Genomic DNA, 15,683 nt, shown 5'->3' on the forward strand with positions numbered 1-15,683 from the left:
GTTATGAAGGTTTGATCAAATCCAGTAAAACCTTTTCATATTTATCAAGAATAATATTCTTTGAGAACCTTGATTTAATAGAGTTTTTTATAGCATCCCGATTATAATTGCTCTGAAGTATTCTTACAATCTCCTGGGCAAATCTGTCATGGTTCTCAATGTCTGCAATTTCTCCGTTTACATTATGCTGAATAATCTCATTGATTCCTCCCGGGCAGTTATTGGCTAAAGAATAAGTTCCGCAGGCACCTGCTTCAAGAAGAACATTGGGAAAACCTTCGTATCGTGAAGAAAGCACAAATAAATCCGCATATTTCAGATACTGATAGGGATTTTCCTGTCTGCCATGGAAAATAACTTTTTTTAATCCTAAGAGTTCTTTGGTCTGAAGGAGCAGGTCTTTATCTTTTCCGTCACCTAAAATATGGAGCATGATGTTTTCATTTTTAAGCCTTGAAAAAACCTTCAGCAGGTTATCAAATCCTTTTCTGGAAGATAAATTGCCAATTGCAACTACATTTTTATAATTGTATTTGAAGCATTCGGGTTTTACGGACAAAGCTATTTTATCTTCAATGAAATCAAAGTCTACAGGATTATTGATCTTGACAATTTTTTTCTTTTTAATATTAAAATTATCAACAAGATCCTTCATCATATCATCACTTTGAGCAATGATTCTCTGATAATTATTGTAAAAATTATAGAAAAACTTAATTTCTTTGCGGGTTACATGCTGTGTAACAACATTGGTTTCCCTTGCAATGAATTTTGTTCTTGGAAACAGTTTTATAAATAAGGATAAATAAGCATTCACTTCCCCAAAACCGGAGAATACAATATCAGGTTTTCTTCTATAGATTTCTCCTAAAATAGGTTTTAATGAATGTCTGATTCTTTCGGTATTGATATCGATAATTTCGACATCTTTTTTCAGGAAATTCAAATATCCGCCTTGTTTACGTAACAGCAATATCTTAGGCTCAAACCGATCTCTGGAAAGATGATTCGCTATAGTAGTAACAATCCTTTCTGCACCCCCGGTTTCTAAATCCGGCAAAATAAATATGACAGATATCTTTTTCATCTTATCAAAGTTACTAAAAAGTTTAGTTATCTTTCAAATGTTGCAAGGATGAAGATAGCGGTTTTGATGGTAATTAACAGAAATTAACTTAGCTTTAATTTGACTATTATTTACTATTCAGTTGATATGCCATAAAAATAAAGTAAGTTCTTCTACTGAAAAACTTACTTATATTATTATATTCTAAAAATATATTGTTATCTTAGTTGGCTACGTCACTGATAAATTTTATTCTCAACATTCTCACTTCTTCATCAGACAATTCATCCCCGAATTCATCCAGCAATACTTTCATGCTGTCACTTTCAGATTCGTTCATGAATTCCATGAAGCCGTCTACGATGTCTTCATCAAAATTATCTTCAATATAGTAGTCGATATTCAGCTTTGTTCCCTGGTAAACGATCCTTTCCATCTCTTTCAAAAGTTCATCCATAGAAAGGTTTTTGGCTCTTGCTATATCTTCAAGATCAATTTTTTTATCGGTACTCTGAATGATAAAAACTTTATGGCTTGATTTATTGGCCACCTGCTTCAATACCATATCCTGAGTACGTTCGATATTGTTATCTTCTACGTATGTTTTGATGTAGTCTGCGAATTCTTTACCGTATTTTTTCGCCTTTCCTTCCCCAACACCGTAGATTTTGGTAATTTCATCTACCGTAATCGGATACTGAACGGTCATATCCTCCAAACTTGGATCCATAAATACGGTGTATGGTGGAATTCCGTGTTTTTTGGCGACTTTCTTTCTCAGTTCTTTCAACAGGTTAAAAAGGTTCTGATCCAGACCTCCTCCTGCCTGCTGCTGTACCTGATCGCTCTCAGCTTTGGCCTGAGTAAGATCAAATTCTCTGTCTTCAGCAATTAAAAAAATGTCTTTAGATTTACCACTCAGGACACTTTTCCCTTTTTCTGTAATTTTTAAAACACCGTAGGTTTCAATATCTTTTTGTAAAAAATTCTGAACAGTGGCCTGTCTCAAAATGGTTTTCCAGTAGTTATCTTTTTCGTCTTTTCCAAAACCAAAATGCGAGCTTTGCTCAAGTTTATAGGATTTTGTCACTGCATTTTCTTTTCCTACAATGACGGATATCAGATCTTTTGACTTGAATTTTTCCCCTGTATCATTAATCAGTTCCAAAGACTTTTTTAAATCAGCCGTTGCATCCTTCAATTTTGGCGGATTGGATGAGTTGTCACACATCTTTGCTCCGTTTCCGTTCACCGGATCGAAACTTTCTCCAAAATAGTATAGAATGTATTGTCTTCTGCTCATTGAAGTTTCAGCATATCCTACCACTTCATTCAAAAGCTGTAATCCGATTTCTCTTTCTGAAACAGGTTTTTGAGCCAGGAATTTCTCCAGTTTTTCAATGTCTTTCGGATCGTAGAATGCCAGACAGTGACCTTCGCCTCCGTCTCTTCCTGCTCTTCCTGTTTCCTGATAGTAGCTTTCCAGTGATTTCGGGAAGTCATAATGAATAACAAAACGTACATCCGGTTTATCAATTCCCATCCCAAAGGCAATAGTTGCCACAATTACATCTACTTCTTCCATCAGGAATTTATCCTGATTCGCGACTCTCACTTTTTGGTCAAGACCGGCATGATAAGGAAGAGCGTTGATCCCGTTTACCTGCAGAAGCTGGGCAAATTCTTCCACTTTTCTACGGCTCAGGCAGTAAACAATCCCTGATTTCCCTTTATGCTGATTGATAAATTTAACGATTTCCTTATCTACATTAATTTTAGGACATACTTCATAATAGAGATTAGGACGGTTGAAACTTTCTTTAAACACCAATGCATTGGTCATTCCTAAAGTTTTCTGGATATCATCCTGAACCTTAGGAGTTGCAGTAGCCGTTAAAGCAATCACCGGTACATTGGCGATTTTGTCTATAATCTGTTTCAGATTCCTGTATTCCGGTCTGAAATCATGTCCCCACTCTGAAATACAGTGGGCCTCGTCGATAGCAAAGAAAGAAATTTTCACTTCTTTCAAAAAATCCAGGTAATCATCTTTAATTAATGATTCAGGAGCTACATACAGAAGTTTGGTTTTGCCGCTTTTTATGTCGTCAAAAACCTGTTTGGTCTGTGTTTTATTTAATGATGAATTCAGTACATGTGCTACCCCATCATCCGATGAAAGGCCGTTTACAGCATCTACCTGATTTTTCATCAACGCTATCAGGGGAGAAACTACTATTGCCGTTCCTTCCGAAATAAGAGCCGGAAGCTGGTAACATAATGATTTTCCGCCACCTGTAGGCATTAAAACAAATATATCCTTCCCATTCAATAGGTTATCTATAATTTGTTCCTGCTGGCCCTTAAATGTAGAAAACCCAAAATACTTTTTCAATTCGCCTGATAAATTGGCTTTTTTTGCGCTCATCTAATTTTCTATTGCTAAATTTGCATGTCACCCAAAGTTATAAAAATTCTGCTTAAAATAAAAGCGAACGAATTTATAAAAAATAAAATTTATATTAAATATTCTTTTTAAAATATAACGTTTTTTAGGAACTTTTTTGTATACCTTATCATCGTAAAATGGATAGAACCAATATTATATCAATTGCCAAAAGCACTTTAGAAATAGAAATTTCTGAACTAGAAAAATTAAAAAACAGAATTGATGGCCAGTTTGCCCATGCTGTAGAGATCATTCACTCGGCAAAAGGGAAGCTCATTGTAGTAGGAATTGGAAAATCTGCCCATGTGGGTAACAAAATCGTAGCTACCTTAAATTCTACGGGTACACCTTCTCAGTTTTTACATGCTTCGGAAGCTATTCATGGTGATCTTGGAGTGATTCAGAAGCAGGATGTGGTTCTGTGCATCTCGAATTCCGGAAATTCTCCTGAAATTGCCAATCTGGTTCCTTATTTAAAGGATTATTCTTCTGCCTTAATTGGAATGACCGGAAATAAAGCCAGTAAACTGGCTGAATTTTCAGAAGTGATTCTTGATACTCATGTTGACATCGAAGCCTGCCCGAATAAACTGGCCCCCACAAGTTCTACAACGATACAAATGGCGTTGGGAGATGCTTTGGCTGTTGCTTTAATGGAGCTGAATGATTTCAAAGCTAATGATTTTGCCAAATTCCATCCCGGAGGAAGCTTAGGAAAAAATCTGACTTCCAGAGTGGAACAGTTTTTATCTTCCCAAAAACCTCAGGTTACGGAAGATTCTTCAATAAGAGATGTCATTATTTCCATCAGTGCCTCAAGTCATGGAATTACAGTGGTCACCAATGGAGACGAGATTATTGGCGTTATTACAGATGGAGATTTAAGAAGGATGCTGATGAAAGGAGAAGATATCAGTACGGTATCTGCTAAAGATATTATGTCTGCCCGTCCGAGAACGATTGAAAAAGAAGCTCTGGCTAAAGAAGCCATGAAAATTCTGAAAGAAAATAATATCGGCCAGCTTGTTGTAACGGAAAACGGAAAGTATTTCGGAATTATCGATCTGCATAAACTGTTAGACGAAGGGATTAACTAGACTTTAAATAATACATTTCAGACATTATACCTTCGGATCAGCATTTTAATTAAATATTTTTAAGGTATTATGATTATTCTTTATTTACTGATTCTATTTCCTATATTTTTGAAAAAATATCTTGACTACCAGGATTCACAAAGGAATAGAGTGTATCATACGCCGTCGGAATCTGATCATAGTCCTGAATATTTTCATTATGATAGAAATCTGTACTATGATCAAAAATGCCAAGACTATTTTAACGGTGTCATACGATGTCTGATCTTCTGTACTTATAATGATAAAAAATTCAATTCTGTTGCAGACTGTCTGTCTCTGACAGATATCGGAGATGATTTACGTATATTTTCAGACAGGGAAGAAATAGAATCATTATTCAGAAATAATTTCATCAGCGAATCGCTGAGACTGAAAATAGCAGATTTTAAAAAGATTACTGATGAAGTGGATGAAGAAGAATGGTATTTCGAATCAATAGACCTTAGTAATGATGAAAGGTGGAAAAAAATCAACGCAGCAGCAGAAGACATTTTAACAGAAATGAATATTAAAGAAAGGGATTTTGATTTTGCTTTATATGTCCCCCGATAATTTTAGAATCCAACAACGGTCATTTAACTAAATATTTCATAAGTTTGCACTTTAAAAATTTTTATTCTGTGAGTGATGGTAAAGACATGTCCTTTCTTGGGCATATAGGAGAATTAAGAGGGCATCTGATCCGTTCGATTATTGCTATCATAATTGCGGCATTTGTGGTTGGTTTTAATATCAACTGGATTATGGACCATATCTTTTTTGGGCCTACCAGAAATGATTTCCCGACTTTCAGAGTTGTTAATCATTTTTCAAGAATGATTTTAGGAGAAGACAGTATTCATCTTCCAAAGGATTTCCCTGTTCGTGTACAAAGATTGTATCAGCAGTTCAATGTAATGATGGCTGTTTCAATTTTTGGAGGAATGGTAGCTGCATTTCCATATATCGTATGGGAACTGTGGCGTTTTATTGGTCCCGCTTTACATCCGAGAGAGAGAAAAAATTCTATTTATATTATTAATGCGGTATGGATTCTTTTCATGACCGGAGTATTATGCGGTTATTTCCTAATCCTTCCGTTTGCGGTTAATTTCGGGGTTATTTTTAAGATCTCAGATATTATCGTTCCGCTTTATGATTTAAGTGATTATACCACTTTATTTTTACAGGTGGTTTTGGGTATGGGTGTTATTTTCCTTTTCCCGATTCTGATCTACTTCCTTACCAGCATCGGAATTCTTACTCCTACATTTATGAAGACTTACCGCCGTCATGCTATTGTTTTGATTATGGTAGTAGCTGCAATTATTACTCCGGCAGATGTTTTAAGTATGCTGATGGCTGCATTCCCGCTGCTTATTTTATATGAGTTCAGTATTATGATGTGTGCATTCACTTATAAAAAAGTACAGAAGAGCAACGGAAATCTTCCTGCAGTACAGAAATAACAGATTTTTTTTATTATATCAAAGCCCGGCAATGACCGGGCTTTTTTTAGGACTTCTTAAAATCTGTATTTAATTTGATTTCCGGCATGTGGCTATTAATTTAATTTTATACTTTTGAAAAGATTTAATAAAAGTTCAAATGAAAAAATTGTCATATACACTCTTATTTGCATCAGGGCTGGTTTTCGGACAGTTCTTTGAGAAGGATAAGGTTTTCACCAAACAGGATACTTTAAAGGGTTCCAATACTGAATTCAGAAATTTCTGGGATGTCAAGAAATATGACCTTTCCGTAGAACCGGATTTTGAACAGAAAAGTATCAAAGGAAATAATAAAATCAGCTTTGAGATTATTAAAGATGTTATCAATCCTGTTTTCCAGATTGATCTTCAGCAGCCCATGAAAGCAGATAAAGTAGAAGGAAATTTTCCCATTTCCAATTATAAGCAGGATGGAGACTTTATTTTCATTACTACGAATAAAAAATTCAAAAAAGGAGAAAAATATACGATTAACGTCATTTATTCCGGAAAGCCTACCATTGCTAAAAGAGCTCCCTGGGATGGCGGATGGGTTTTCACTAAAGATGAGAAAGGAAATCCATGGATGACTGCTGCTGACGAAGGCATAGGAGCTTCCATATGGCTTCCTACCAAAGATATCTGGAGTGATGAACCTGACAACGGAATCATCATGAAAATTATAACTCCTAATGATCTGGTAGGTGTGGGTAATGGCAGACTCACTGACAAAAAAACTACCGGCAGTAAAACGACCTATACCTGGGAGGTTAAAAATCCTATCAATGCCTACTCCATTATCCCAAGTATAGGAAAATATGTAAATTTCAAAGATACATTTGACGGTGAAAAAGGAAAACTGGACCTGGATTACTGGGTAATTGACTATAATCTGGACAAGGCAAAAAAACAGTTTCAACAGGTAAAACCTATGCTCTCAGCATTTGAATACTGGTTTGGTCCGTACCCATTTTATGAAGATTCATACAAACTGGTAGAGTCTCCTCACCTTGGTATGGAACATCAGAGTAATGTAGCCTATGGAAACAAATATCAGAACGGCTATCTTGGAAGAGACCTTTCAGGTACAGGAGTGGGATTAAACTGGGATTTCATTATTATTCATGAAAGCGGCCACGAATGGTTCGCCAATAATATCACAGCAAAAGACCAGGCTGACATGTGGATCCATGAAAGTTTCACCAACTATTCCGAGACTCTTTTCACGGAAAAATATATGGACAAAAAATCTGCGGACATCTATGTTCAGGGGATCAGGCAAGGGATAGGCAATGATGTTCCTATTATTGGCAAGTACGGCGTAAGAAACGAAGGCAGTGGAGACATGTACCCGAAAGGTGCCAACATGATTCATACCATAAGACACATCATCCATAATGATGAAAAATTCAGACAGATTTTAAGAGGTTTGAATAAAGATTTTTATCATCAGACGGTTACCACACAACAGGTAGAAAATTATATCTCCTCAAAATCAGGAATCGATTTTTCAACGGTCTTTGATCAGTACCTGAGAACAATAAAAATTCCAACTTTTGAGTATGCTCAGGATGGTGACACTTTAAAGTTCCGGTATACCGATGTGGTAAAAAAACTGAAATTACCTATCATCATCAATGGTGATCAAACCATAAATCCAACGGAAGAATGGCAGACTGTAAAGCTTAAAAAGAGCACTCCGGTTGAGCTTGATCCCAACTATTATATTAATTATAAAAATATTAAATAAAGAAAAAGGCAGATTTGCATACCAGCAGATTTGCCTTTCTCTTTTTACCTTTAAAATTTTAAGAAAAGTTTAATACTTTCTTCGTAACAAATTCAGAAAAAAAGCAACTATTTAACTATTAATTTACACCTAATGAGAAAAACAGTACTTAGCCTTGGTATTTTTGCTGCTTTTTTAGCAAATGCTCAGTCTATAAAAACCACTATTGACCTTGTCAATGTAAAAGATGATAAAGTAGCCGTTACCATGGAATTTCCGAAAATGAAATCCGGAGATATTAAATTTCATTTTCCAAAAACAGTTCCGGGTACGTATTCTGTAGACGACTATGGAAGATTCATCGAAGGAATCAAATTTTACGATAATAAAGGAAAAGAACTTACTTATACTAAAGTAAATGATAATACCTATTCGTTGAAAAATGCGCAGGGTCTTTCCAAAATCTCCTATCTTGTGAATGACAGTTTCGATGATGAATTGGATACATCAAAGCATAAAGCTGTATTTTCTCCTTCAGGAACTGATATTGAAGAAGGAAAAGTATATATGATCAATACCCACGGATTTATCGGATATATCGAGAACATGCAGGATGTTCCTTATCAGCTTGTCGTTCAGAAACCAACTGATTTCTACGGAACTACAGCACTGGTAGATCAGGATAAATCTGAATCTACAGATACCTATACTCTTGCCAACTATGCGAAGGTAACAGATTCTCCGTTAATGTATACAAAGCCGGATTATATTACCTTCAATGCCGGAGGAATGGATCTTGTACTGGGTGTATATTCTCCGACAGGAAAATATAAAGCAGCAGATTTCAAAGAAAATCTTGAAAAAATGGTGGTTGCCCAGAAGAAATTCCTTGGGGATATGAACACCAATAAGAAGTACGCCATCATGCTTTATCTTTCCGGTGGTGACGGACCTCAAATAAAAGGTTTCGGAGCTTTGGAACACCATGAATCTACAAGTGTGGTTCTTCCTGAAGGAATGCCGAAAGATGCTATTGACAAGACCATTACAGATGTGGTTTCCCACGAATTTTTCCATACAGTAAACCCTCTGAAAACCCACTCAGAAGAAATTCACTATTTCGATTATGCAGATCCGAAAATGTCTCAACACTTATGGATGTATGAAGGAGGAACGGAATATTTCGCCAATCTTTTCCAGATTCAGGAAGGTTTGATCAATAAAGATCAGTTCCTTGAAAGAATCGGAGAGAAGATTGCGAACTCCAAGAGCTATGATGATACGATGCCATTTACGGTAATGAGTAAAAATGTATTGGTAGAGCCTTATAAAGACCAGTACAGAAATGTATATGAGAAAGGAGCTCTTCTTGCGATGTGTCTTGATATTGAGCTTAGAAAATTGTCCAACGGAGAAATGGGATATCGTGATATGATCAGAAAGCTGTCTCAGAGATTTGGTGAAAACAAACCTTTCAAAGATAATAAACTGATTGACGAATTGGTAACGGTAACCGGATATCCTCAGGTAAAAGAATTCTACAACAAATATATTGCAGGAAACCAGCCAACACCTTATGCACAATACCTGAACATGGTAGGTGTGGATATTAAAAAGCAGGAAAGCCAGCCTCTGTTCTGGTTTATCAAAGATCCGAACCAGACAGGTTTTGATGAAAAGACCAATGCCTTTGCTTTTGATGAACATTCTGCATTGTCTCCATTTGCAAAAAGTATCGGATTTAAAATCACAGATCAGGTACTTGCTTTAGATGGAAGAACGGTAGATATCAAAAAGGTACAGGATTTTATCGGATATACCAGAACCATCAAGGACGGACAGGAAGTTACGGTAACCATTCTAAGAGACAACGCCGGTAAAAAAGAGAAAATGACATTGAAAGGAAAAGCAATCCTGGATAAAATGACTATGGAAATACCTGCATTCAAGGCAAATCCAACTCCGGAAGAACTGAAACTACAGACACAGTGGCTTACTGGTAAAAAATAAAGAGAAAAGCGGGGAAAAGTTTCCCCGCTTTTTATTTTCTCAAGTGATCTTTATATTCGGTTTAATATTCAAATCTTGGCTTAACATTCAAACCTAACAGGTTTTAAAAACCTGTTAGGTTTCTTATTTGTAAAAGAAATTTGCAGTTAAAGAATTTCCTCCTTTCTGATTGTTATTCTAAAAGTACTTCCCTTTCCTACTTCAGTCTGAGAAATCTTGATATCTCCATTATGATATTCATGAATAACTCTTCTTGCCAGTGAAAGCCCTAATCCCCAGCCCCTTTTTTTGGTAGAATACCCTGGATTAAAAGCATTTCTTGCCTGCTGTTTGGTCATTCCGCTTCCGTTGTCCTTTACTTCGATGAGAATATTTTTATTCCTTTCAAAGACAGACATGGTGATAGCTCCTTCTCCTTTCATGGCATCCACAGCATTTTTCACCAGATTTTCGATCACCCAGCTCATCAGGATTTTATTGTGGGGAACCAGAACGGTATATGTAGGTAGATTGAGGGTAAAATTGATTTTTCTGGAGATTCTTGTTTTTAAATAATCATAATTCTCCTGTATGGTTTCATTGAAATTTCTATCGTTCAGCTCTGGAACAGAACCTATTTTTGAAAATCTTTCAGAAATAGTTCTAAGCCTTTCAATATCTTTTTCTATCTCATGTACTCCTTCTGATTCAGGATTATCAAGCTTCATGATTTCCATCCATCCTATCATAGAAGATAAAGGAGTTCCGATCTGATGGGCGGTTTCTTTAGCCAATCCAGCCCAAAGATAGCCTTCATCCGTCTTTTTGATGGTTCTGAAAAACCAGAAAGAAAAACCGAAATACAACAGAATAAACAAACCTAAAATATAGGGAGAATACCGGAGATTATTAAGCAGACGCGAGTTATCGTAATACACAAACTGATTGTTTCCATCCGGCACTTTGATCTCAATAGGATCATAATTTTTCTCCATATTCCGGATCAGACTCTGCAGTTTTTCAGGATTCTTAATTGTGCTTTCAGGAATATTTCTGTAGTATCCGAGGTCAAGAATCGGGTTTTTATATTTATCTGTTACAATGAAGGGAATGGTATTGTTGATATTCAGAATATCCGGCAGCAAATCCAGAACATCTGTATCCGGAGTTTTCACTTCCTGCTGTATCCTTATGGCTTTGGAAAGAAGGCTGATCCTTTTAATCTCCTCTTTTCTGAGAAAATTAATAAGCGATGTTGAGGCCACTACAATGGCAATAACCAAAGTAGTCATGACAACAAAAATGATCCAGTTATTCAGTCTGGTGAGTATGGATTTTCTCAAAGGTTTTTTATTTTAAAACATTCAGGATTTTCTGCAGCTCAGTATTTCCACTTCCCTGATAGTTGTTGATGATAATTGAAAATACATATTTTTTTCCATCTTTCGCGGTGTGATATCCTGCAAAAGATTTGGTATCTCTCATCGTTCCGCTTTTCATCTTCATCCCATTATCCTGAACCGGAAATCCGTCATAATACGCTTCAAACCATGATTGTTTTTTTGCATATAAAAGCGCCTGTACTTCTGCTTTTGCAGCCACATAATTTTGTGGAGAAAGTCCGCTTCCATCTGCAAAATTGATCATATTAGGATTGATTCCTTTTGATTTCCAGAATTCTTTCAGATAAGCAACCCCGCTTTTAAAGCTTGAATTTCCTTTCTTTTCCTTTCCTAAAGTTTTAATCAATGTTTCTCCATACAGATTGATACTTTTTCTTAAAAACCAGTAGACAATTTTATCTAAAGTCGGAGACTGATAAGTCAGGAGAATATTATTTTTCGGAGCTGCTAAAGGCTGCTTTCCTTCTATTTCGAGCTGAGAATTCGTTACTGCTTTTCCTGAAAGTTCAATCCCGGATTCTTTCAGCCATTGTTTTACTTCTGTGGCCAGCTGGAGTGGCGGATTAGGCGTAGAACCGGAAACCGTCACCGTTTTTCCTGCCGGAAGCATGCCGTTAATCAGCGCGACATCAGAATGAGGAGCTGTAAAAATCAGACTTTGATCTGAGCTTCCTCCTGCTTTAAGGTCATTGAGCCACTTCACACCTTCCAGCGGATAAGAAAAGCTTTTAAAATCAGTTCCGTTAATATTGATATCAAACTGGTTTTCTTTCCAGTTGATTCCCCATACACCTGCACCATAATAATTTCCAAGATCATCCCACGGCCAGCCTCCCGGAATGGTCTGGTGATCAAAATATGAATCATCAATAACAAGATCTCCTGATATTTTTCTTATCCCTGAGTTTTTAATTGCCTCAATCAGCTTCTTTTTAAAATTTTCAGGTTTATAGGCATCATATCTCCAGCTTCCTAATGTAGGATCGCCGTTGGAGCTGATGAAAAGATTTCCGTTCAGCGTTCCTCCGGAGATATTTCCGGAATAGCTTGAAGTGGTTGTGAAAGTATAGTTTTTTCCTAATGTTTCCAATGCTGCGCCTGCCGTGAAAATCTTCTGTGTAGAAGCAGTGGAAAGTCCTTTATTTCCCTGATACTCGTATATAAAATTGCCATTTTCATCGGAAACATAAAAAGATAAACTGGAAGATACTGCTCCCGAAGAATCCATCAGATCCTTTGTTACCTTATCTAATTTTTGGGCCATATTCTGCGCAGCTACCATCTGTACAGAAAGTACGAGAACAGCAAGTGTCTTTTTCATTGCATTGTTGTTTGAGTCAAAATGATTAAGTTTCAAATACATATTCCTGATAGTATCTGACCCTCTTTTCATTGATTTAAATTCTAAATCAAATATAGTTAAAATAAAAGCTTTTCATACTCCCTGAGATCATCGGAATTGAAAAGAACCTGATGGTAAGGAGATTTTTCAAATGAACGGTCATGTTTGAAATATTTCTCATAATCATCTTCATCTATAAAAATATCCATCTGACATTCTTTTATATAGTTTGATTTTTCTCCGTAATCTTCAATAAAATACCCGGAATCATTCCAGGGTTCATGATGACAGCGCAGACAGCTTCTTTGATATATAGCTTTATGACCACATATTTCACAATCCTGTAAGTTTTGAAACAATGCTAATATCTCATGCTGATTTTCTTTCGGAAAAAGTGAAATAGGTATTGTTTTTAAAAGCAGATAATAATTGGGTTCCTGCCATGAAAAATAAACTCCTTCTTCTTCCCTGTTATACAGCTGTAATCTCTGAAGGTCATATTCAACCTCAGCGCTGGTAATATTTTTAATATTCAGAACGGTCTTATTGTTTCTCGTGATATTCTGTTTGTCATCAATTTCAATAACGGGCTGCTGTTCCAGAAAATGATTCAGGCATAATGTGGTCTGCCATGCGCCGATTGTTCTCATTTTACCTTCTTCTCCACAAATCTCACAGGTCTTGACAGAAAGTTCTGAATATTTATCTTTGATTTTTTTAAGTTTGCCATTGAGAATTTCATCTTCGGAATAGGTGTAACATCTCAATTCACCCAACTTTTCTTTTCCAAAGACACGATGATTCATATTCCATCCTGCAACGGCAAATTCATGCAGCAAGTTCCGGATCAGTTCATCCCATCCGGTGCTGTTCACTGAAAAATTAGTGAGATTACGTTCTATGAAAAGATTGATTTCTTCTTTGTTCATTAAAGGCTGCTTCCTGCTTCTATTTCGTATGGCTCTTTTCCTTTTTCAAAAATCCTTGTCAGCTCACTTCCTTCAACGGTTATTGAATCTCCGGTTCTTCTGATCCAGTTTCCTTCTCTGAGACCAACTACTTTGATATCATTCTGGGTAAGGAATTCCTGGATACGGGTTTCTCTTGTTTCTCCATTATGTTTTAAGTCCGGATTAGGGTCAAGATAATGTGGGTTGATATTGAAAGGAACTAATCCCATACAGTCGAAACTTGGCGGATATACAATCGGCATATCGTTCGTTGTCTTCATATTCTGGCCTCCGATATTGCTTCCTGCGCTGCATCCGAGATATGCTTTTCCTTTTGATACATTTTCTTTCAGTACAGACATCAGCCCTTCTTCATGTAATGTTTTAACCAATAAAAAAGTATTTCCGCCTCCGGTAAAGAAACCTTTTGCCTGATGAATGGCTTCTTTTTTATCTTCGAATTCATGAAGTCCCTTCACTTTTATATGAATGGTTTCAAAGAAAGAACGTGCTTTTGCCGTATAGTCATCATGAGAAATTCCACCTGGTCTAGCGAAAGGGATAAACACAATTTCGTCGATTCCTTTATAGAGTTGGATTAATTCTTCTCTTAAATATTCCAGATATTCTCCACCAAAAAGTGTGGAGGTTGAAGCTAATATAATGTTCATATGATGAAATTATCGGTATTAATAATAAAAATGAATCACAAAGATAGCTTCAAAGATGAACGAATCAAAAATTAAACTAAAAAAATTCTGTTTCCCGTTAATATTTTCTAAAAAAACTTAAAGCCTCTAAATTTTACGGTTTTGTGGAATTATTATTGAATTTTAGATTATGAATTTAAAATATAAGATTATGAAAATGAGTAAAATTAATAGTAGAAGTCTATTTTTAGGTTTAATACTAGCAGGCAGTGTAAGTTTTGTAAATGCACAAACGACTCAGCCTGAAACATCGGCGACAACGAGTCAAACAACTAATCCAACTATCGAAGATCTTAAAAAACAGATCGCGGCCAATCCAAAGGATGCAGAATCATTAGCAAAACTGGCTAATGCTTACCAGGAGGCTTCAGACTGGCCAAACGCTATTGATACCTGGAAAAAAATATCAGTTTTATTACCGGACTGGGCTCCGGCTTATTACAGCCAGGCTTATTCCTATCAGTCTGCAAAAGATGATGCCAATGCAAAAATTGCTTATGAAAAGTATATTGCAACAGTAAAGCCTGAAGAAGTAGAGCAAAATAAGAAGAATCTGGCATACGCATATTTCTATCTTGCCTTTACAGAGCAGCAAACTGATCCTAATAAAGCAAAAGAACATATTGCAAAATCTATACAGTATGATCCTACCAACCAGGATGCTGTAAAGCTTAGCAAAGCATTAAATTCTTAGTAAAAACGAAATGCCGGAAAGTTTTTTCCGGCATTTTTTATTATGTCTAACTTAAATTTAACGCAGAGATCCAGTACATACTCCAATCTTTGTCACTTTCTTCTCTTGCTTAATAATTATCAATATTCAATTTAATCTTTGCGTTTTTAAAACTCTGACCTTTAATTTTTGGCTATCCTATTCAATCATCTTTCCAAAAAAATCTGTTTCACCATGTAAATGCCTGATGATTTTCTCGATATTTCTCTGAATACTGGCTTCTGTTTTTAAATTATTGATATATCGGATCAGCTCATTTCTTCTTGATGGAATCAGATTTTCGAAATTTTCTGTTGCCAGAGCACTTTCTTTGATTGCCTTTTCTAATTGAGGATGAATGGGAATACTTCGATCAGAATCGTCGTATTCCAACACAATTTCGATGACTTCTCCAATTCTTTTTGGAGAATTTTTCAGCATGGTCAGATTCACATACAGCCTCCATTCCCCCAGATATTTCATAAGGTTTTGCTTAAATTCTTTTCCATTCACCATTCCTTTTACAGCAATGGGACTTTTATTTCTCCCTGATTTTTCAAAAATCGTGTCCAGTATTTCTTCCGGAACAAATACAAAAGGATTAATTCCGATGATTTCCAATGTGGCGGTGAAACTGTTGTTTTTCATGGATGGTAATTTAAGTTGGCTGGCTAGAAGCTAGAAGCTAGAAGCTAGAAGCTAGAAGCTAGAAGCTAGAAGCTAGA

13 protein-coding genes are annotated in these 15,683 nt (G+C 36.1%); 6 read left to right on the forward strand and 7 right to left on the reverse strand.

What is annotated here, in order from left to right:
• Position 1 precedes the first annotated feature (1 nt).
• The gene (locus ACODR7_RS17765; protein WP_488841106.1) at positions 2 to 1,087 is read right to left on the reverse strand and encodes a glycosyltransferase; all 1,086 of its coding nucleotides are present in this window, start codon (positions 1,085 to 1,087) and stop codon (positions 2 to 4) included.
• A gap of 202 nt (positions 1,088 to 1,289) precedes the next feature.
• The gene (recQ, locus tag ACODR7_RS17770) at positions 1,290 to 3,494 is read right to left on the reverse strand and encodes a DNA helicase RecQ (protein WP_488841108.1); all 2,205 of its coding nucleotides are present in this window, start codon (positions 3,492 to 3,494) and stop codon (positions 1,290 to 1,292) included.
• Positions 3,495 to 3,652: 158 nt separating this feature from the next.
• Here recQ and ACODR7_RS17775 point away from each other — a divergent pair, with 158 nt between their 5' ends.
• The 5 genes from ACODR7_RS17775 to ACODR7_RS17795 all read left to right on the forward strand — a co-directional run bounded on the left by ACODR7_RS17775 (position 3,653) and on the right by ACODR7_RS17795 (position 9,862).
• Positions 3,653 to 4,612, forward strand: a complete 960-nt coding sequence (locus ACODR7_RS17775; RefSeq protein ID WP_488841110.1) for a KpsF/GutQ family sugar-phosphate isomerase — start codon at positions 3,653 to 3,655, stop codon at positions 4,610 to 4,612.
• A 69-nt stretch (positions 4,613 to 4,681) separates the two neighbouring features.
• Positions 4,682 to 5,206, forward strand: a complete 525-nt coding sequence (locus ACODR7_RS17780) for a hypothetical protein (protein WP_488841112.1) — start codon at positions 4,682 to 4,684, stop codon at positions 5,204 to 5,206.
• Positions 5,207 to 5,274: 68 nt separating this feature from the next.
• Positions 5,275 to 6,102 carry a twin-arginine translocase subunit TatC gene (gene tatC, locus ACODR7_RS17785; RefSeq protein WP_488841114.1) on the forward strand — a complete coding sequence of 276 codons (828 nt, stop codon included), beginning with the start codon at positions 5,275 to 5,277 and terminating at the stop codon, positions 6,100 to 6,102.
• A 139-nt stretch (positions 6,103 to 6,241) separates the two neighbouring features.
• Complete coding sequence (locus ACODR7_RS17790) at positions 6,242 to 7,873, forward strand: M1 family metallopeptidase (protein WP_488841116.1); 1,632 nt, start codon at positions 6,242 to 6,244, stop codon at positions 7,871 to 7,873.
• A gap of 132 nt (positions 7,874 to 8,005) precedes the next feature.
• Positions 8,006 to 9,862, forward strand: coding sequence for a M61 family metallopeptidase (locus ACODR7_RS17795; protein ID WP_488841118.1), 1,857 nt, complete (start codon positions 8,006 to 8,008; stop codon positions 9,860 to 9,862).
• Between the two features lie 146 nt (positions 9,863 to 10,008).
• On the opposite strand, the gene ACODR7_RS17800 is transcribed toward ACODR7_RS17795, so the two are convergent.
• The 4 genes from ACODR7_RS17800 to pepE all read right to left on the reverse strand — a co-directional run bounded on the left by ACODR7_RS17800 (position 10,009) and on the right by pepE (position 14,207).
• Positions 10,009 to 11,184, reverse strand: a complete 1,176-nt coding sequence (locus tag ACODR7_RS17800; RefSeq protein ID WP_276967887.1) for a sensor histidine kinase — start codon at positions 11,182 to 11,184, stop codon at positions 10,009 to 10,011.
• 7 nt (positions 11,185 to 11,191) lie between these two features.
• The gene (gene dacB / locus ACODR7_RS17805; RefSeq protein WP_488841120.1) at positions 11,192 to 12,565 is read right to left on the reverse strand and encodes a D-alanyl-D-alanine carboxypeptidase/D-alanyl-D-alanine endopeptidase; all 1,374 of its coding nucleotides are present in this window, start codon (positions 12,563 to 12,565) and stop codon (positions 11,192 to 11,194) included.
• Between the two features lie 98 nt (positions 12,566 to 12,663).
• Entirely contained in the window at positions 12,664 to 13,515 is an 852-nt protein-coding gene (locus ACODR7_RS17810) for a hypothetical protein (RefSeq protein WP_488841122.1), read from the reverse strand.
• Positions 13,515 to 14,207 (reverse strand): dipeptidase PepE, encoded by a 693-nt coding sequence (gene pepE, locus ACODR7_RS17815; protein ID WP_488841124.1) that lies wholly within the window; start codon positions 14,205 to 14,207, stop codon positions 13,515 to 13,517. The genes ACODR7_RS17810 and pepE overlap by 1 nt, the downstream gene beginning before the upstream one ends.
• A 196-nt stretch (positions 14,208 to 14,403) precedes the next feature.
• Between pepE and ACODR7_RS17820 the strand changes: the two genes are divergently transcribed.
• Positions 14,404 to 14,940 carry a tetratricopeptide repeat protein gene (locus ACODR7_RS17820; RefSeq protein WP_488841126.1) on the forward strand — a complete coding sequence of 179 codons (537 nt, stop codon included), beginning with the start codon at positions 14,404 to 14,406 and terminating at the stop codon, positions 14,938 to 14,940.
• Between the two features lie 177 nt (positions 14,941 to 15,117).
• On the opposite strand, the gene ACODR7_RS17825 is transcribed toward ACODR7_RS17820, so the two are convergent.
• Positions 15,118 to 15,606 carry a YdeI/OmpD-associated family protein gene (locus tag ACODR7_RS17825; RefSeq protein WP_488841128.1) on the reverse strand — a complete coding sequence of 163 codons (489 nt, stop codon included), beginning with the start codon at positions 15,604 to 15,606 and terminating at the stop codon, positions 15,118 to 15,120.
• Positions 15,607 to 15,683 lie beyond the last annotated feature (77 nt).

This window comes from Chryseobacterium sp. FG46, assembly GCF_057809135.1.